Annotated in this window: 16 protein-coding genes; 3 read left to right on the top strand and 13 right to left on the bottom strand. The window is 64.9% G+C overall.

The genetic code is table 11. The annotated features are described in order from the left end of the window. Positions 1–173: 173 nt before the first annotated feature. The gene (locus tag A5691_RS15740; protein ID WP_067752625.1) at positions 174–1,082 is read right to left on the bottom strand and encodes a hypothetical protein; all 909 of its coding nucleotides are present in this window, start codon (positions 1,080–1,082) and stop codon (positions 174–176) included. 309 nt (positions 1,083–1,391) lie between these two features. Between A5691_RS15740 and A5691_RS15745 the strand changes: the two genes are divergently transcribed. Continuing rightward, positions 1,392–1,991, top strand: coding sequence for a TetR family transcriptional regulator (locus tag A5691_RS15745; RefSeq protein ID WP_231969376.1), 600 nt, complete (start codon positions 1,392–1,394; stop codon positions 1,989–1,991). Positions 1,992–2,181: 190 nt separating this feature from the next. Here A5691_RS15745 and A5691_RS15750 read toward each other — a convergent pair whose 3' ends face one another. From A5691_RS15750 to A5691_RS15795, 10 genes are all read right to left on the bottom strand, one after another. Then, positions 2,182–3,258: a hypothetical protein gene (locus tag A5691_RS15750; RefSeq protein WP_067752623.1), complete on the bottom strand. Its 1,077-nt coding sequence runs from the start codon at positions 3,256–3,258 to the stop codon at positions 2,182–2,184. Positions 3,259–3,345: 87 nt separating this feature from the next. Further along, a complete protein-coding gene (locus A5691_RS15755) occupies positions 3,346–4,290 on the bottom strand; it encodes an alpha/beta hydrolase (protein ID WP_067752621.1) in 945 nt (314 codons plus the stop codon). 1 nt (position 4,291) lies between these two features. Continuing rightward, positions 4,292–5,164 carry an SDR family oxidoreductase gene (locus tag A5691_RS15760; protein ID WP_068016490.1) on the bottom strand — a complete coding sequence of 291 codons (873 nt, stop codon included), beginning with the start codon at positions 5,162–5,164 and terminating at the stop codon, positions 4,292–4,294. Beyond that, on the bottom strand, positions 5,161–5,646 hold the full coding sequence (locus tag A5691_RS15765) for a nuclear transport factor 2 family protein (RefSeq protein ID WP_067752616.1): 486 nt from the start codon (positions 5,644–5,646) through the stop codon (positions 5,161–5,163). Before A5691_RS15765 ends, A5691_RS15760 begins: the two co-directional genes overlap by 4 nt. Before the next feature lie 70 nt (positions 5,647–5,716). Beyond that, entirely contained in the window at positions 5,717–6,700 is a 984-nt protein-coding gene (locus A5691_RS15770; protein WP_067752633.1) for an acyl-CoA dehydrogenase family protein, read from the bottom strand. Between the two features lie 47 nt (positions 6,701–6,747). After that, on the bottom strand, positions 6,748–7,884 hold the full coding sequence (locus A5691_RS15775; RefSeq protein ID WP_068016562.1) for an acyl-CoA dehydrogenase family protein: 1,137 nt from the start codon (positions 7,882–7,884) through the stop codon (positions 6,748–6,750). Further along, the gene (locus tag A5691_RS15780; protein WP_068016493.1) at positions 7,884–8,660 is read right to left on the bottom strand and encodes a crotonase/enoyl-CoA hydratase family protein; all 777 of its coding nucleotides are present in this window, start codon (positions 8,658–8,660) and stop codon (positions 7,884–7,886) included. Before A5691_RS15780 ends, A5691_RS15775 begins: the two co-directional genes overlap by 1 nt. After that, entirely contained in the window at positions 8,657–10,075 is a 1,419-nt protein-coding gene (locus A5691_RS15785; protein ID WP_068016495.1) for an aldehyde dehydrogenase family protein, read from the bottom strand. The genes A5691_RS15780 and A5691_RS15785 overlap by 4 nt, the downstream gene beginning before the upstream one ends. A 23-nt stretch (positions 10,076–10,098) precedes the next feature. Next, on the bottom strand, positions 10,099–11,205 hold the full coding sequence (locus A5691_RS15790; RefSeq protein WP_068016498.1) for a zinc-binding dehydrogenase: 1,107 nt from the start codon (positions 11,203–11,205) through the stop codon (positions 10,099–10,101). A gap of 15 nt (positions 11,206–11,220) precedes the next feature. Next, positions 11,221–12,831 (bottom strand): acyl-CoA synthetase, encoded by a 1,611-nt coding sequence (locus A5691_RS15795; RefSeq protein WP_068016501.1) that lies wholly within the window; start codon positions 12,829–12,831, stop codon positions 11,221–11,223. A 101-nt stretch (positions 12,832–12,932) separates the two neighbouring features. Here A5691_RS15795 and A5691_RS15800 point away from each other — a divergent pair, with 101 nt between their 5' ends. Both A5691_RS15800 and A5691_RS15805 read left to right on the top strand, forming a co-directional pair. Continuing rightward, the gene (locus A5691_RS15800) at positions 12,933–14,861 is read left to right on the top strand and encodes an NAD(P)/FAD-dependent oxidoreductase (RefSeq protein ID WP_068016503.1); all 1,929 of its coding nucleotides are present in this window, start codon (positions 12,933–12,935) and stop codon (positions 14,859–14,861) included. After that, on the top strand, positions 14,858–15,745 hold the full coding sequence (locus tag A5691_RS15805) for an SDR family NAD(P)-dependent oxidoreductase (protein ID WP_068016506.1): 888 nt from the start codon (positions 14,858–14,860) through the stop codon (positions 15,743–15,745). Before A5691_RS15800 ends, A5691_RS15805 begins: the two co-directional genes overlap by 4 nt. Positions 15,746–15,782: 37 nt before the next feature. Here the strand turns inward: A5691_RS15805 and A5691_RS15810 are convergent, their stop codons facing one another. Beyond that, positions 15,783–16,421, bottom strand: coding sequence for a Dabb family protein (locus A5691_RS15810; RefSeq protein ID WP_067784084.1), 639 nt, complete (start codon positions 16,419–16,421; stop codon positions 15,783–15,785). After that, positions 16,414–16,761, bottom strand: coding sequence for a hypothetical protein (locus A5691_RS28685; protein WP_067752584.1), 348 nt, complete (start codon positions 16,759–16,761; stop codon positions 16,414–16,416). Before A5691_RS28685 ends, A5691_RS15810 begins: the two co-directional genes overlap by 8 nt. Between the last annotated feature and the right edge of the window lie 92 nt (positions 16,762–16,853).

Consider the following 16,853-nt stretch of genomic DNA (forward strand, 5'->3'; position numbering starts at 1 on the left):
GCTAGCGCCATATGGACGTTGTGATCTGTTCCTGTCATGTTCGGCTCTTACCGAGTCGATCACGGATGCCGTGCGTGCCGGCACGCTTACGATCGTCGATGGAAGCGCCGGGACGTCGGCATGACGGCCGGGCCCCGCAGCTCTTGGCCGAGGATCCGCGGCCACGCCGCTTCCTAGGTGGATGACACCGGCATGATGGGGATCTTCTTCATCGCGCTGGCTCTGGGATCAGGGGCGGCCGCGGCCGCTTGATGGTTTGCTTCACCGCGCGTGTACGTCCACACGCAGAATGGTTCTCCTTGGGCAAACTTGAAATCCTTTGGCGGCAAGTTGATGTCGAGTTTGCACCCAGGAAAGAACGGGGCTGAGATTCGCTGCTCAAAAGTGCAGTTCATCCAGGCCCGTGCCGGTGGGTAGAGGCCTTCGTCGGTGTACTTCTGCAGCACTTCGCACCGACGCATGTTGAGCACCACGTGATCGGGGTTGTACACGATGTACTCGCCGCCGTACCCGAGCGTGCCATCGATGCTCAGGCAGGCCAACTTGAGAAAGTCCACTACGTGCACTGGCTCGATCTTGAACACTCTGGCCAGCTTGGGGTATTGGTAATCGATGATGAGTTGATACATGTCGGGAAGCCCGAGCCAGACCTCCTCCTCAGGGAGGATCTTGGTCCACTGGTCGATGAAATAGTTGTGTCCTTTGAGGTACTGGTCCCAATAGGTTTTGATCAGACGTATCAGGGCCGGCTTGGTCAGGTCCTCAGTCTGAACATCAAAGGGAATCGCTTGGTATTGAGCGTTTTTCCAGTCCCAACCCGGAGGGGCGATGTAGCGCCCCATCGGCATCACTTGGCGCATCCCCGCCCGCGACAGCTCCGCGGCGACATCCATGGCCGCGCTAATGCCGACCTTCTCCGAATAGATCTTGACGTGGGCGTAGGGCATGAAGTTCAAGACGTCTTCGAACACTCGCGCTAGGCCCATGAGGAAATCGCGGGAAAAGTCTTGGACGTTGCCGACCTTCCCCATGAAGTCATGGGTGTAGTCGTCATAGTTGAGTTCTTCGGTCTCAGTGGTCATCGGGGTTTCTCCTCAATTGGGCTCGGCTGGTGTCGTGACCTCGTTGGCTGGGTGGTTCAGCCCGCCTGGGGGCGGGCCATCGCATACCTGTCAAAGGGCCACTGTTGGGCGGCACGTCACTGCGCTGGCGTGTCAGATTGCGACATGAATGGCAGAATCTGACAACACGATGTTAGTCCGCAGGGGTGCGGGTCACCATCGCGATCCCGCTCAGCGGGATGCCGTCGCGAGTCCGAGCACATCAGTCAAGGGATTGCCGCGGTTAGGATTGACGTGCAGTTCGTGTGGCGAGGAAGTGAGGCAAGGCTGGTGAGCAGTCCGGCGACGCACGCGGAGCGCCGCGCCGAGGATCTTCGGATGCACATCGCGCTAGCTGCCCGCGACACTTTTCTCGCCGACGGGTCTACCTCGGCGACCGTCGAGCGGATCTGCGAAGCGGTGGGCATTGCGCCGCGTACGTTTCACCGGTACTTCCCGGTCAAAGAAGACGTCGTTATGCCGCTATTCCGTGAATTCGGCAGGCTGAGCATCGAGACCCTGCGTGACGCAGCACCGGACAGCGACACCGTCGAGGTCCTCGTTGCGGCATTTAGCACCGAAGTTCCCCGGCGGGGCCGGATGGAGATCGATCGCAGGTTCATGGCGATGATGATCAGCGATCCCCAATACCGATTGCGGTGGCTGGACTGGGGACAAGACCTTATCGCTTCCATCACCGAGTTCCTTGCCGCCCGGTTCGATCTAGGCGATGACCCATTCACCCGAGAGCTGCCTGCCCAGCTGGTGGTTCAAGCGTGTCGGCACGCCTACGTCCACTGGGTCCAGCACGGCGATTTCGCCGCCCTGCAATCCGCGTTGCGATCCGCCATGCAGATGATCGTAGGAACGCTAGCGTGTCCGGGTGTCTGAGCCGCAGCTCACGGTCGGTCGATCACGATAGATCCAACGTCGTGTAGCTCTCTTAGGCATTTCGTTGCCCCACCACGAGAGCGCCTTCATCGGGCGGTGGCGGGCTAAACGTCACCGCACGTCCCGAAGCCGGCCAAGTCGGGATGCCCCGGATTCGCCGAAATGATCCTTGATGCTGCGCTTTCTGTGCTTAAGCCAATTGGAACGCACTCAGTGGCGCTTCTTCTGGATAGGTAGTGGGTCCGCCGAGGTCGTAGGCAGCATTAAGCGCGGCAATGAATCCAGGGTCGTGCAGGGGATCGCTGGGAGTGTCGAGCTTGATGCCCTTGCCCTTGAGGTCGTCGATCATGATGCCGATGGCCCGTTCGATCGTGATGTCGTCGGAGCCGTCCATGTTCTTTTTGAGTTCCTCGAAGTCGGAGAACACTTCGGCGGACCAGTGGACCAGGAAACGCAACTCGTCGGTGTGGTGGCGGGCGATGACGTCGTCGCCGTTCTTCAGAAGCCAGTGGTCGGGGTCGGCCGGGTCGCCGGCGAAGACGGTGTCGAAGGCCAGCCCCGGCGGAATCTGTTGTTCCAGCGGCCCGTTGGCTTCTCCGCGGTGCACCATCATCTCGTTCTGAACGACCACTCCGCGGTTATTGATCGGCGGCAAGACCCGGGAGGGGGGCTTGAGTGGGCCGTCGGGCCAATAGGTAAAACCGGACCCCTCGTCGAGGGAGAACCAGGTGATGACCTGAGCCATTTTGATGAGGTAGTCGGTGAACAGACCGGACTTGCCCATCACGCTGCACAGCCAGGTGGGGGCGTTCTCGTGGCGTACACCGCGAAAGCTCGGCGAGTCCAGATGGCCGGGATCGCGGTTGGCGCAGGGGCCGTTGATGTTGAACAGCATCATCTCAGGCTTGGCGTACTCGGCGTTCCAGTAGCTCTTGGCGTGCTCGAGGAACGTGGCGTTGTAGAAGCAGTCGTGCAGCTCAGGGAAGAGGATGGCCCCGTAGTTGGCCAGGTAGCCACGGAACGTCGGCGTCAGAAAGAGGTCCAGCGACGGAGTGAATCCCTCGGGGAAGGCACCGCTCATGGTGGCCATCAATTCGTCGGCCGACGCGAAGTGTTGGGCGATGATCAGCTTCCAAGGGCCGTGCGCGTGTACGACATTGAGCAGCCGCTCGCGTTGGTCGGTGGTGTAGACGTTGTCGATTTCGCGCGGCGGGGCGGCGGGCCGCAAAACGTTGGAAAGCTCCATCCGGCGCTCATCCGTAAGCATCAGCGGTCTCCTTCTGCATGTTTGGATTGGTGGGATTGTCTCCGGCACCGTCGTCGTACGGTCGACGCGTGTCCGGTGATCGGGACGTCAAAATGGGAGCGGATTGGCGAACTTGGCGTCCAATGCCGCGCCGATTTCGGCGATGGCGAGCCGGCCGCGGGCGGTCGCGTCGGGGTACATCAGAAAGCCGTGGTAGGTACCCGGATAGCGGGTGAGGGTGGTCTGAACTTCGGCGTCCCGCAGCCGGGCCGCGTATCGCTCACCCCAGTCCCGGATTGGATCGCAGCTACCGGTGACCACGATCGCGGACGGCAGCCCAGAAAGGTCGGAGGCGTAGGCGGGAACCAGGTACGGGTCCTCGGGCGGCCCGGCATCTCCGTCGGCAAGTGCGTGCATGTAGTCGATGTCGTCGCGGGTGAGGAGCGGCGCGTCGGCCGTCGAAGCGACCGACGGGGCCGTCATGTCGCGATCCAGGCCCGGGTACAGCAGCACCTGCGCGCAGATCGCCGGACCGCGGCGGTCACGTGCGGCCAGTGCAACCGCGGCCGCCAACGAACCTCCGGCGCTGTCGCCGACCACTGCGAGCCGGTTGGCGTCGACGCGTAGCTCCGCGGCTCGGCGTGATACCCATTCAGTGGCGGCGTAGGCGTCGTCGAACTGCGCCGGGGGTGCCGCTTCCGGGGCCAGGCGGTAGTCGACGGCGACAACGGTGGACATCGACGCCGAGGCGAGCGCGCGGGCCAGCGGTTCGAACGAGTGGTTGGATCCCATGACCAGGCCGCCGCCGTGGAAATACACCAGCACGGGTGTGTGGGAATCCTTGGTGGGACGGTAGATCCGCGCGGGTATCGGCCCGGCTGGCCCCGGGATGGTGACGTCGGTGACGCTGTCCATCTGTGGCATTGCCTCGGGCAGCGGCGCGGATTCGATCGCGGCTCGCACCGCGGCTAGGCCGCGTTGGCGCATCGGCGGGATCGTACCGAACGACGCGACTCGGGCGGCGGCGTCGGGATCCAGCGGGGGAGTCGGCACGTTAATGCCGCGCGGGGTCGAACCGGCGCTCGGTGCGCAATACCGGCGCCTGTTGGGACGCAAGGATATTGGCACGCTCTTGCATCGCCGACCGAACGTAGTCTGGATGGGTGAGCAGATAGAAACCGCCCTTTGCGGCTTGCTCGAACACCACCGCGGCAGCTGTCAGCGGGTCCATCGCGTCGGCCTTCAGGTCGAGCATGGCCGTACGGTGTGCCTCGGCAGCCGCGACGTCGGTTGCCTCATTGCCGTCGACGCCGCCGGCTGATTCGAAAATGTTGGACAGCACCGGGCCGGGCAGCACCGCCTGGACATGAATGTGGTGGTCGTGCCCGCTGGACTGTACTTCTAGGTCGAGACACTCGGTCATCGCCAGCACCGCATGCTTGCTCACAATGTAGGGCGTTTGCAATGGCATCGCGACGACCCCACCAACAGACGACACATTCCACACCCACGCCTGCTCAGGGCTCGCCATCATTCGCGGCAGAAACGCGCGGATGCCGTAGAAGACCCCGCTGATGTTGATGTCGACGACCCGCTGCCAGTTGACCACCGGGGTGTCCCACAGGTAGCCGAACTGTTCAATTCCGGCATTGTTCACCAGCAACCGCACCGGCCCGACATCGCGATAGGTCTTGTCGGCGAGTTCTTGCATGGCGACGGGATCCCTTACGTCGCAGACCATATCGACCGCGGTGCTTCCCGCGGCGGTGAGCTCCTGGCGCAGGGCGGCGATGCTGTACGCATCGACATCGGTGAGCACCACGGTCATGCCCAATTTGCCGGCGTATCGGGCCATGCCGGCACCAAAGCCCGAGCCGGCACCGGTGATGACGGCGACGCCGCCAGAGAAGAGCTCTTGAACGGTCATGGTTGCGACGCGGTGGCGGTGTCGCTGTGCAGTTCGGATAGCAGCACGGAGTTGGTGGCATCCAGTACGACGTCCATATCGGTGAACTCCAGCCCATTGGGGCCTCGGCGCACGCCGACGTTGACCACCCCGCTGGACACCGCGAACGGCACGAAGTTGGCGATCTGATTGACGAAGATGTAAAAGCGGGCGCGGGTTACGCCGCTATCGGTGCCGGTGCGGTGCACGTTGGTGGCGTGGTGACGCAGCGGGTAGGGGCTTTGTTTGCGATGCTCGGACAGCCACTCGATGACCGCGTCACGACTGTCGAGTTGGGGCGACATCAGCTCCTCGAAAGGACTTGCGCCACTGTCGCTTCGGGTCAGGTAGTGCACATCGTGGGCGTAGCTGGCGGCCAGCTCGTCATAGTTGGCTTCGTCGTAGTGGTACCAGAAGGCGGCGATGAACTCCTGCAGTTCCGACAGCGTGATGTCGTTGCTCATGCCCACAGTCAATCCCGGCTGTGGCCCCGCTAACACCCCGGCGCCCGTTGAGTGGAACACCGTCCATGGCTCAGCCGCCGATCAGGCTCCATAGCCCGGCGGCTCCCGCCCCAAGCGCGGCCGACGTGACCTGTTCGTCCCAATATTGCACGGATCCGAACTCCCCCCGCCACACCAGGGCAGGCCGGGTGAACTCGTGTAGCCGGTGCTCCCGTGTGGTGCCGATCGCGCCATGAACCTGGTGAGCGTTACGCACCACCACGGAGGCGGCCTGGCCCACACACGAACGTGCCACCGAGACAAGGAAGGCGAGGTTGGAAGCCGACCACGCGCTAGTGACCGCCGCCGTCAGCGCCGCCTCGGTGGCCGATCGCGCCAGAGCCGCCTGCGCGGCGATGTCGGCGATCATGTTCTGCACGGCCTGAAATCGCGAAAGGGGTCGACCGAACTGGACGCGTGAGCTCGCGTGCTCGATCGAAAGCTCCAGAATCCGGTCCAGCGCCGCACACACTTGCACCCCGCGCACCAAGGCCGATTTCAGCCGCAGCTGGTCGACCACACTCGCCTCGAGGGGAACACCGCACAAGCCGGCGGGGTCGGCGACGACGATATCCCGTGGCTCGCCAATCGCATTGGCGCCGGGCGTGATATCCAACGACTCGGCATTGACGTCGGCGGCGTGATACTCGCCGCCCCGCTGCCAGATGACCACGATCTGTTGGGCGCGAGACGCCCAGGGCACGCCCCTCGCGGCGCCCTGGGCATCGAGCAGGCACACGGTCCGCACCGCGTCGTCGCATGGCGATCCGCTGGCCTCCAGCAGCCAGCATGCCAATAAATCATGCTCAGCCAGAGGGATTCGCGCGCCGTGCTGAACGGCGACGGTCAGCAGCTGGGCCGCCTCATGCCAGCCGGCGCCGCTGCCACCGGAGTGCTCGGGGCCGGTCAGGCGCACCAGCCCGAGCTCGTCAAGCTGGTGCCATAGCTGCGCGTCACGATCGACAGCGGCGGGTGATTGCATTGTTCGGTACGCGCCGAACACCGCGCGCATCATGTCGATCAGGGCCGGGTCCACCGGGGCCGCGTCGATCGGTGAGGTTGTCACCGGATCCCCAATCCGCGGGCAATTACACCGCGCAACACCTCGTTGGTTCCGCCACGCAGGGTAAAACCGGGGCGCTGGTCCACCGCGGCGGTTATCAGCTCCGAGGACGCCGCATCGACGCCGCCATGCCGCTCAGCGAGGTCGGCGATGTCACCTTCGACGGTGGTGCCCAGCACCTTGACCACAGCCGCGGCCACGTCAGCGGGCTCATGGCGCTCCAGGGCGCCCGCGACTGCGGTCGACATCTGGTGCAGGCCCGCGACGCGGGCCACCAGGCGTCCGAGGCTCTCATCTCGCGAAATGCGCTGGTTGGCCATGTTGGCGGTGGTCGCTGCGAGCAGAACGAATGTGGACAGGAAGCGTTCGGGTCCGCTGCGCTCGAAACTCAGCTCGGACGTCACCTGCGTCCAGCCGGCACCGATGTCACCGAACACCATGGCGTCGGGCACGAATGCCTGGTCGAGGATCACCTCGTTGAAGTGATGGGCTCCGTTCATCGAAATGATCGGACGCACCTGCACCCCCGAACCCCTTAAATCGACGATGAATTGGCTGAGCCCGGCATGGCGCTGGCCTGGATCCACCGGTGCGGTGCGGGCAAGAACGATGAACGCGTGGGCGCGGTGGGCGCCCGATGTCCAAACCTTCGTGCCCGACAGCGACCAACCGCCCTGCACACGCACGGCGCGGGTGCGCACGCTGGCCAGATCGGAACCGGTATCGGGCTCGCTCATACCGATGGCGAAGAAGCAGCCGCCCCGTACGATCCGCGGCAGGAATTGCGACTTCTGCAGTTCGGTGCCGTATTTCAGCAGCGAAGGCACGATCTGACGGTCGGCGATCCAGTGCGCGGCGACCGGCGCGCCGGCGGCCAGCAGCTCCTCGGTGACCGCGAACCGTTCCAGAAATGAGCGCCCGTGTCCGCCGTACTCGACGGGGACCGTCATACCGATCCAGCCACGCGCCGCCAGGGCGGCAGTGAAAGTCTCGTCCCACCCCGTGAGCCAGGCATCCACCGACGGGGTGTAGGCGCCTGCGGCGCGTTGGTCGGCGAGAAACTGGCGGACCTCCGCGCGTAGCGCCTGCGTCGAGGGGCCCACGGCAGCCGGGGGCACCAACCGCGGTAGCGCCATCAGGTCGTCTTCCACTTGGCGATACGGCGTTCATGTTCGGGATCGCGGTGTGCCAGCGGCTGCATGGCCGCGGCCATCCCCAGGGTGGTTTCCAGTGATGCCGTCTGCGATTCCCGCAGCAACCGTTTGGCCATCCGCAGCGCGTGCGGCGGGTTCTTGACGATGCGCTCGGCCAGCGCGTGCGCGTGGGAGAGCAGGTCGTCGTGGGGCACCACCCGGCTGACCATCCCCCACTGCAGGGCGGTCGCGGCGTCGATGCGGTCACCGGTGAAGGTCATCTCGGCGGCGCGCTCGTAGCCCACCGCCCGTGGTAGAAACCAGCTGCCCCCGTCGCCGGGGATCAGGCCGAGCTGTACGAAGCTCTCGGCGAAGGACGCCCGCTCGGAGGCCACCCGGATGTCGCACATCATCGCCAGATCACAGCCGGCGCCGACGGCCGGCCCATTGACCGCTGCGATCAGTGGAACCTCGAGGCGGGCCAGTGCCCGCGGGATCCGTTGGATGCCGTCGATGTAGGCGTGCCGTTGGGCCCGAGCGTCCAGGCCGAACATGCCCTCTCGGTCGGCCATCTCCTTGACGTTGCCGCCGGCGGAGAAGATCTTGCCGCGCCCGGTGAGGATCAGCGCACGAATGTCGGTGTCGGCGTTGGCATTATCGACTGCGGCCTCGAACGCGGAGATGAACGCTTTGTCGGTGATCGCGTTGCCGAGGTGCGGCAGGTCGATCGTCCACACCTGCGTGGGTCCGCTGGTCGCGATGTCGAGAGGCCCGCTCATGCCGGCAGCTGCAGGGACTTGGTCTGCAAGTACTCTTCGAATCCGGCGCGGCCGAGTTCACGTCCGATGCCGGATTTCTTGTAGCCGCCGAACGGTGCCACCGGGTTGTACTTGCCGCCGTTGATGTCGAGCTGGCCGGTCTGCACGCCGCGCGCAAAGGCGATGGCCCGGTCGGTGTCGGCCGCCCACACCGCGCCCGAGAGGCCGTATGGGGTGCCGTTGGCGATGCGCAGGGCGTCGGCCTCGTCGGTAAACGGGATGACCGCCAGGACGGGACCGAAGACCTCTTCTTGGCCGAGTTCGGAGTCCGGGTCGACGTCGGCGAACACCGTGGGTGCGACGTAGTAGCCGACCTCGCGGATCGGCTCGGCGCCCCCGGTGAGCAGGCGCGCACCGTCGCGTTGGCCGCGTTCGATGAGACCCCGCACGGTTTCGAACTGGCCCGCCGAAGCCGAGGGTCCGATTCGGGTCGCCGGGTCGAGTGGATCGCCCACGGTGTATTTCGACACGGCGGCCTCGATCAGTTCCAGGGCCTCGCCGTAACGGGACTGGGGCACCAGCATCCGTGTCCAGGCCATGCAGGTCTGGCCACCGTTGAGGAACGCGTTACCGACTCCGACTTTGACCGCGGTCGCCAGGTCGGCGTCGTCGAGGATGACGTTGGCTGACTTGCCGCCAAGTTCAAGTGCGACCTTCTTCACCGACCGCCCGGCCAACTCCCCGACGCGGGCTCCGACGCCCGTGGAACCGGTGAACGAGACGAAGTCGATTTCGGGATGGGCGGCGATGCGCTCGCCGATCCGCGCACCGCGCCCCGAAACCAGGTTCACCACACCGGCGGGCAGGCCGGCCTCCTCGAGGGCCTCGACGAACTCGAACACCGACAACGGTGCTTCATTGCTGGGTTTGAGAACCACCGTGCAACCGGCTGCGATCGCCGGGACCACCTTGGCGACCACCTGATACAGCGGATAGTTCCAGGGGGTGATTGCGCCGACCACGCCGTAGGGTTCGCGCAGGATCAGCGAGTTCCCCACTCGTTCTTCGAATTCGAAACCATCAAGAACGGCAGCGAAGCCACGGGCCACCGCCAGCGGGACCTGGGTCTGCACGGTCTGCGCGATGCGCACCGGCGCACCCATTTCCCGGGTGATCGTCTCGGCGATGTCGGGCAGACGCTTTTCCAGGGCGGCGATCACCGCCGCGACGCGCTGGCGGCGCTCGGCGACGCTGATCAGCGGGTCAAAGGCGCGCCGTGCTGCGGACACCGCCGCATCGACGTCGGCCTCGGTACCTGCGGGAACTGTGCCGATGACCTGTTCTGTCGAGGGGTCGATCACCTCGATGAGGTCCCCGCCGGGCGGCGTGATCCACTCGCCGCCGATGAACAATGTCTTCCTGGCGTAGTCATGCATTGGTTGTGGTCTGCTTTCTGTCATTAGGGCACGATGCTCGCGCGAACGTCGCGCTTGCTCTCAGCCGCGGCGAAGGCGTCGTTGATGTCGTCGAGCGGGTAACAGGCCGCCGCCAGTCGGTGCAACGGAAGCCGCGCCTGATGCTGGTCGAGAAACATCAGCGCCCGCGACAATACGATGGGGTCGTACAACGAGACCCCGACCATCATCTTGTTGCCGAAGACAAAACGGGACGGATCGAATTCGAAGGTCTTGCCAATGTTGATGTTTCCGATCTCCACGTAGCGGCCGAACTGGCCCAGCATCTTGAGGCCTTCGTCGATGGCCGAGGGGTGGCCCACCACCTCGACGACGACATCGGCGCCCTGGCCGTCAGTCAGTTGTCGCACGAGCTTGGTCCGGTCTTTGACCGTCGCGACGTCATTGATGTCGATGACCGTGTCGGCGCCGAACGCGGTCGCCAGCTCTAGGCGCTCAGCCACACCGTCGATGGTGATCACCTGGGCAGCCCCGCGCGCTTTTGCCACCGCCACTGCATACAGACCCAATGCCCCCGCACCCTGCACCACCATCGATTCGCCGAGCTGCAGATCGACGCGCTCGAGACCGTACATGACCTGTGACAGAGCGCAATTGGCTCCTGCGGCGATGTCATCGGATACCGAATCGGGGACCGTGTAGACCACCGCCCCGGCGGGCAGCAGGAAGTAGTCGGCGTAGCCACCCACGAAATAGGGCGGCTCGTCGGCGCGGCCGAGCATGGCCATCGTCAGCTTCAGACACGCGTTGCGCCTGCCCGCCAGGCAGTTTCGGCACTTGTGACACGAGAAGAAGTAGGGAAAGACCACTCGCGTGCCCTCCGTCAGCGGCGCGCCATCAGAATCGGTGGTGACCCCAGCGCCGAGCGCTTCGATCGCGCCTACCATTTCATGGCCCAACACGGTGGGAAGTTGACCTCCCAGGCCGCCGGTAGCGAACGTCCCGTGCCAGGCGTGTAGGTCAGAGCCGCAGATGTTGGCACGACTCACCTTGATCAGGATCTGACCGGGCCCCACCTCCGGGAGGCCCACCGTTTCGATGTCGAACGGCTTACCCGGTTCGTCGAATCGCGCGATTCGGCCTTTAAACACGGCAGAGTGGTCCCTTCATTGGCTGGTGAATTCGAGGGTGAAAGCGTCTCGCAATTGCCGCTTGAGAAGTTTGCCGCTGGGGTTTTTCGGCAGTGATTCGACGAAGAAGACCCGTTTGGGCGTCTTGAAGCCCGCGAGGTGCTGCCGGCAGTGCACGACGACGTCGTCCTCGGTGAGGGTGACCCCGTCGCGGGGTACTACCGCGGCGACCACGGCTTCCACCCAGACCGGATGCGGCAGGCCGAATACGGCGGCCTCCTGGATCCCGTTGTGGCGGTAGAGAATTTCTTCGACCTCGCGGCTGGCGACGTTCTCGCCGCCGGTCTTTATCATGTCTTTCTTGCGGTCCACGACATGCAACAGCCCGTGCTCGTCGTAGTAACCCAGGTCGCCGGAATGAAACCAGCCGCCGCGGAAGGCCTCCGCGGTTTTGGCAGGGTCGTCCAGATAGCCGACCATCAGATGCGGGCTGCGATGGGCGATTTCACCCACAATGCCGGGCGCTGCGGGGCAATCGTGGTCATCGAGGATGGTGGTTTCGACATTGACCACTGGGCGTCCGGCCGCGCCGGCGTGCGCGTCCTGCTCGTCAGGTCCCAACGCCGAGGCCAGCGGCGCCATCTCGGTTTGACCGTAGAAGTTCCACAGTCTCAGATTCGGCAGCCGTCTGCGTATTTCGTGCAGTACCTCGGCGGGCATCGGTGAGGCGCCGTAGTAGCCCTTGCGTAGGCTGGACAGGTCGACGTCGTCGAAGATCGGGCAACGCAGCAGCGAAATCCACACCGTCGGTGGCGCAAAGTAATTCGTCACCCCGTACCGCGCGATGGTGCGCAGGACCAATTCGGGGTCCGGCCGCGACAGGATAATGCTGGTCGCTCCCAGATAGAGGTCGGTGGCCAAGAAGTTGTCCAACTGCGCACAGTGGTAAAGCGGCAGTGAGTGGATTTCGACGTCGTCCGGTGACATCGCACCGGCCACAATGGTGCTAACGTACTGCCACATCAGGCTGCGACTGGTGTGCATCACGGCCTTGGGCCGTGATTCGGTGCCACTGGTGTACATCAGCCGCACGAGTTGCTCATCGCCGATGGGCGGGTTCGGTGCGGCCGTGGTCGTCGTGAGCCACTGAGCGAAGTCGTGCCAGCCGGCAGGAGGGATGGCCCCGTCGGCCGTCAGCGCAATCTTTGTCGTGACCGCCCCGCCCAGACGCATCGCATCTTCGGCTATCGTCGCCAGGGCGGATTCGACGATGAATCCAATGACCCGGCTATGACCGAGGATATAGGCGATCTCCTCGGCCGTGAGCATGAAATTGATGGGCACCAGGACCACGCCCGCGCGCGCGGTCGCGAATGCCAAAACCGCGAACTGCCAGCAGTTGTGGGACAGCAGCGCCACGCGATCGCCGGGGGCAAAGCCGTTGTCGCGCAGCGCGGCTGCGGCTTTGTCCACCAGCTGGTCGAAGTCGGCGAAGGTCAGCACGACATCACCGTCGATGATCGCGGTTTTGTCCGGGTGTCGGCGGGCTGACCGGCGGGGAATATCTCCTAGCGACTGACTGCGCGCCTGGGCGATCGTGGCGTCGAGCTCGAGTGTCACTCGCTCGTCGTGGTGCGCCGGTTGCATGCGACGAACACTAGGTCCCGATGCCGCTTCGGTGATGCTGGCATCCCGCTGAGTAGACAACAGCGGTGCCCGGGGTGACCGCGGGCCTCAGACTCGATGGCATGACCGCCGCTACCGAATCGACGTCGCCCACCGGACCGGCCGCTCCTGACCCCGACGAGCTGCGCACCAACCTGCGTCAGGCTGACCCGGGTGTGCTGCTCGCGGTGCTGGCGCAGCTTACCGGCGACGTGTCGGTGATCGACACCTACGCGCCCAAGATCTCCTATGTTGCCGACCCGCCCGAACGGGCCGGCGTCACAGACCCCGACACGGCCGAATCGCTGGTCGAGGCCCTCGTTGACGCGCTGGGACGCCCACGTTGCGCCGACGCGACGGCACCCGTGGACCGGGACTTCTTCGCCCGGCTGCTACCTGTAGCGCTGGGTTCGCCGGTCGACGACGAGCAGGTGGACCTGTTGCTCGAACAGGGCGGCTTCCAGCGGTCACAGCCAACCCTGCCACGCACCGTGCCGATCCCCGAGACGATCAACATCGCCATCATCGGTGCCGGCCTGGCCGGGATCAGCATGGCGTTGGCCGCCGCAGCCGAGGGAGTGGCGTTTGAGATCTTTGACCGCCACGACGAGGTCGGCGGCACCTGGCTGACCACCACCTATCCAGGCATCGGTGTCGATACGCCGTCGGCCTATTACTCGCTGTCGTGGGAGGTGAACCCGGACTGGAGCAGCTACTACCCACAGGGTGGCGAATATCAGAACTATTTGGTGACGCTGGCCGATAAACACCAGCTGCGCGACCACATTCGGTTCGGCACCGAGATCGAGGCGTTGTGGTGGGACGAGGAACGCAACCAATGGCAACTCCATGCGGTAGACACCCAGGGGCACCGCACGATCAGCTACGCCAGCGTCGTGGTCGCCGCGGCGGGTTACCTCAACCGCCCGCGGTGGCCGGACGTCAAGGGTCGAGACACTTTCGCGGGCATCAGCATTCACTCGGCGCTGTGGGATTCTTCACTCGATCTCACCGGCAAGAAGGTGGCTGTGATCGGGGCGGGCTGCACCGCCGTACAGATCGTCGACGCGTGCGTTGACCAGGTCGAGCACCTGACGGTGTTCCAGCGGCAACCACACTGGGTGGCGCCGCGTAAGCGGCTGACAGATGAGGTGCCGCCGTTCCGGCGTTACCTGGGACGGAACCTGCCCTACTACGCGAAGTGGCACCGGCTCAAGTCCTATTGGGCCACCGCGGACAACAACTACCCGATCATCCTGCAAGACCCGGACTGGAACAAGGACCACCTGTCGATCTCGCCGGCGAATGACGTCCTTTTGCAGATGTGCCTGCGCTACATCGAGGACACCTTCGGGAAAGACACCGAGCTGGCCAAGAAGGTCACCCCGGACTTCGCACCCTACGGCAAGCGGATCATCCGAGACCCGGGCGGCTACTACGCGGCGCTGACCCGCGACCATGTCGACGTGGAGGCCAGCGAACCGGCCGAGGTCAACCCGAAAGGCATTGTCACCCAATACGGCCGGCAGATCGACCTCGACGTCATCATCTACGCGACCGGCTACTATCTGGACTTCTTATCCACCGTGGACATTCGCGGTCGCGGCGGCAAGAAGCTGGCTGACGAGTGGGGTGACAACCCCCGTGCGTACCGTGGTGGCACGGTGCCCGGCTTTCCCAACCTGTTCATCATGTCGGCACCCAACTACAGCCCGGGACACGGTGCGGGAGCGAACTTCTCCATGGAGGTGCTCGCGCACTACATCGTCGAATGCTTGCAGTTGATGGCGCTGCGCGGCGCCACCACGATCGAGGTCACCCAGCAGGCGTACGAAGATTACGTTGCCGCGATCGACGAGGCGATGCTCGGCACGGTGTGGTGCCACACACCCAACGCTCACACCTACTACCGGTCCGGTTCGGGCCGGGTGGTGGTGGCCACCCCGTACCGACTGGTCGACGTCTGGCATCAGCACCGAGCGCCGATCGAGCAGGACTTTGCGCTGCGGTGAACGAGTTGCTCACTGGCAGGACGGCTTTGGTAACAGGCAGCAGCCGCGGCATCGGTCGTGCGGTGGCCCAGCGGCTGGCCGCCGAGGGGGCCACCGTCGCGGTGACGGCGCGCGCTCACGCGCCCTCACGCTCGCAGCGCGCCGGGTCCGATCGCACGCTACCCGGCACGATCGAGGAGACCATCGCCCTGATCGAAGATGCCGGCGGGTCGGCGTTCGGGGTGGTCGCCGACCTCGAAGACGCCCAGGCGCGTGAGACCCTGGTCGACCAGGTGCTCGACCGCACGGGCCGCATCGACATCCTGGTCAACAACGCCGGCTTCGCCGACTACTCGGTCATCGAGGACATGCCGCTGCAGACCTTCGACCGCACCGTCGAGCACTATCTACGCACGCCCTTCGTGCTGACCAAGGCCGCGGTTCCGCACATGCGCAAACTGGGCGGCGGGTGGATCGTCAACATCGGCTCGGTTACCGGTGTGGCACCGGTGCGGCCGTACCGCGAATACAACAAGACCTCCGGCGACGTGATTTACGCGTCGTGCAAAGCAGCACTGCACCGGTTCACCCAGGGGGTGGCCGCCGAGCTGCTCGACGCGAACATCGCGGTGAATTGTGTTGGCCCGTCGACCGCTGTGCGCACTCCCGGCGCATCCGCGCTTATCCCGGAGGGCTTTCCGACCGAGCCGGTGGAGTATCTGGCCGAAACCGTGCTGGCGATGTGTCATCTACCGGCGGCAGAACGCACCGGCCTAGTCGCGTTTAGCTTGCACTACCCGTGGTCACAGCGGCTGCGGGTGCACAGCCTGGACGGCAAAACCGAACTGCCGCCACTCGAACCGCCCGCGAACGCCAATCCGAACATCCTGCCCGCCGGGATGTGAGTCCCTCGGCGGATAGGGCGGATCAGCCCGAGATCGACTAGGCGGGTGACGTGGTCAAGACGGGGTGATCGCATCGACAGAAGCTGTGGCACACCCGGTCTCGGATGATGACGTCGGGGCATTCGGGATCAAACCAGCGGTCCACGACCGCCCAGTGGATCGGATGCATCAGGTAGGGGCCCATCAGCGCATCGACGTCGCTGAACTCTTGCTCGAACACGTGGGTCCATCGTGATGCTCCGACCGCATCGTCGACCCGGCTGAGCTGCCATGCCCTGATCGTCGGTATGAAGCGCGGCATCGAGGTCAACTCGTCCTCGAAACGCGCAACGGTGTCGACGTCGGTGTCGGGCAGCACCCGTAAAAGCAAGGCTCGGTAGACCGTGCCCGGGCCGCCACCATTGGGCGTTGGAGTACCCCCGTAGGTGACCCCGTTGACATGGGTGATCGCGGGATCGCCCAAAATCGCGGTGAAATCGTCTGCGGCGCTGAGCCATTGACTCGGGGAATCGAACCTCAAGTGGACTAGGACGTCACCGCCGTTGCGCGCCCCGGGCAGCGTCGGTTCGACGAGCCGGTGACGGGCGCCGGTCGCCTCAGCGCTCGCGCGCACCAGCGTGAGTATCCGGTCGCGGTGTTCGTCTGCGACGTCGAGGAGGCGGGTGACGTTATACACCGCAGAGCCCGTCGACGTCGTCGGCGGCCGCGGCGACCGAGCGGGACCGCTCGGCGACGAGTTCCTCGATCTGGTCCCACCACTGGCCCAGCGTCGGGTCGGGGCGGCCCTTCCAGGTCATCTCCCACCATGCCTGGGCGCTGGGCAGGGTCCAGGTGATGGTGACGGTGTTGGATCGATCCGTGAACCAGATCGGGGGGCTGACCAGGACATCGCGCAGCGTCATTCCGCGGGAGCGGGCGCCGGGCGCGTACTCGGCGAGGTAGGTCTCCACGAATTTCCGTGCGCAGCCAGGCCGCGTCACCACCCTGTCGATCACGAAAATCCGACCGTCGGCCATGGGCGTGACCGTACAGATCGTGGGCAACCCCCGGACAGGTTCAGTCCCGGCCATCGGGAGGACCTCATTGCCCCCCATCCGGTTGGGCACCA

It is taken from the genome of Mycobacterium sp. E183 (assembly GCF_001667735.1).
In the GTDB taxonomy this organism is placed as follows: Bacteria; Actinomycetota; Actinomycetes; order Mycobacteriales; family Mycobacteriaceae; genus Mycobacterium.

What these genes read in the sequence shown, in the direction of transcription:
- A5691_RS15750 (WP_067752623.1), bottom strand. Translation starts at nt 3,258, where the DNA reads ATGCTTACGGATGAGCGCCGGATGGAGCTTTCCAACGTTTTGCGGCCC.
- A5691_RS15795 (WP_068016501.1), bottom strand. Translation starts at nt 12,831, where the DNA reads ATGCAACCGGCGCACCACGACGAGCGAGTGACACTCGAGCTCGACGCC.
- A5691_RS15800 (WP_068016503.1), top strand. Translation starts at nt 12,933, where the DNA reads ATGACCGCCGCTACCGAATCGACGTCGCCCACCGGACCGGCCGCTCCT.
- A5691_RS15775 (WP_068016562.1), bottom strand. Translation starts at nt 7,884, where the DNA reads ATGGCGCTACCGCGGTTGGTGCCCCCGGCTGCCGTGGGCCCCTCGACG.
- A5691_RS28685 (WP_067752584.1), bottom strand. Translation starts at nt 16,761, where the DNA reads ATGGCCGACGGTCGGATTTTCGTGATCGACAGGGTGGTGACGCGGCCT.
- A5691_RS15780 (WP_068016493.1), bottom strand. Translation starts at nt 8,660, where the DNA reads ATGAGCGGGCCTCTCGACATCGCGACCAGCGGACCCACGCAGGTGTGG.
- A5691_RS15760 (WP_068016490.1), bottom strand. Translation starts at nt 5,164, where the DNA reads ATGACCGTTCAAGAGCTCTTCTCTGGCGGCGTCGCCGTCATCACCGGT.
- A5691_RS15740 (WP_067752625.1), bottom strand. Translation starts at nt 1,082, where the DNA reads ATGACCACTGAGACCGAAGAACTCAACTATGACGACTACACCCATGAC.
- A5691_RS15785 (WP_068016495.1), bottom strand. Translation starts at nt 10,075, where the DNA reads ATGCATGACTACGCCAGGAAGACATTGTTCATCGGCGGCGAGTGGATC.
- A5691_RS15765 (WP_067752616.1), bottom strand. Translation starts at nt 5,646, where the DNA reads ATGAGCAACGACATCACGCTGTCGGAACTGCAGGAGTTCATCGCCGCC.
- A5691_RS15770 (WP_067752633.1), bottom strand. Translation starts at nt 6,700, where the DNA reads ATGATGCGCGCGGTGTTCGGCGCGTACCGAACAATGCAATCACCCGCC.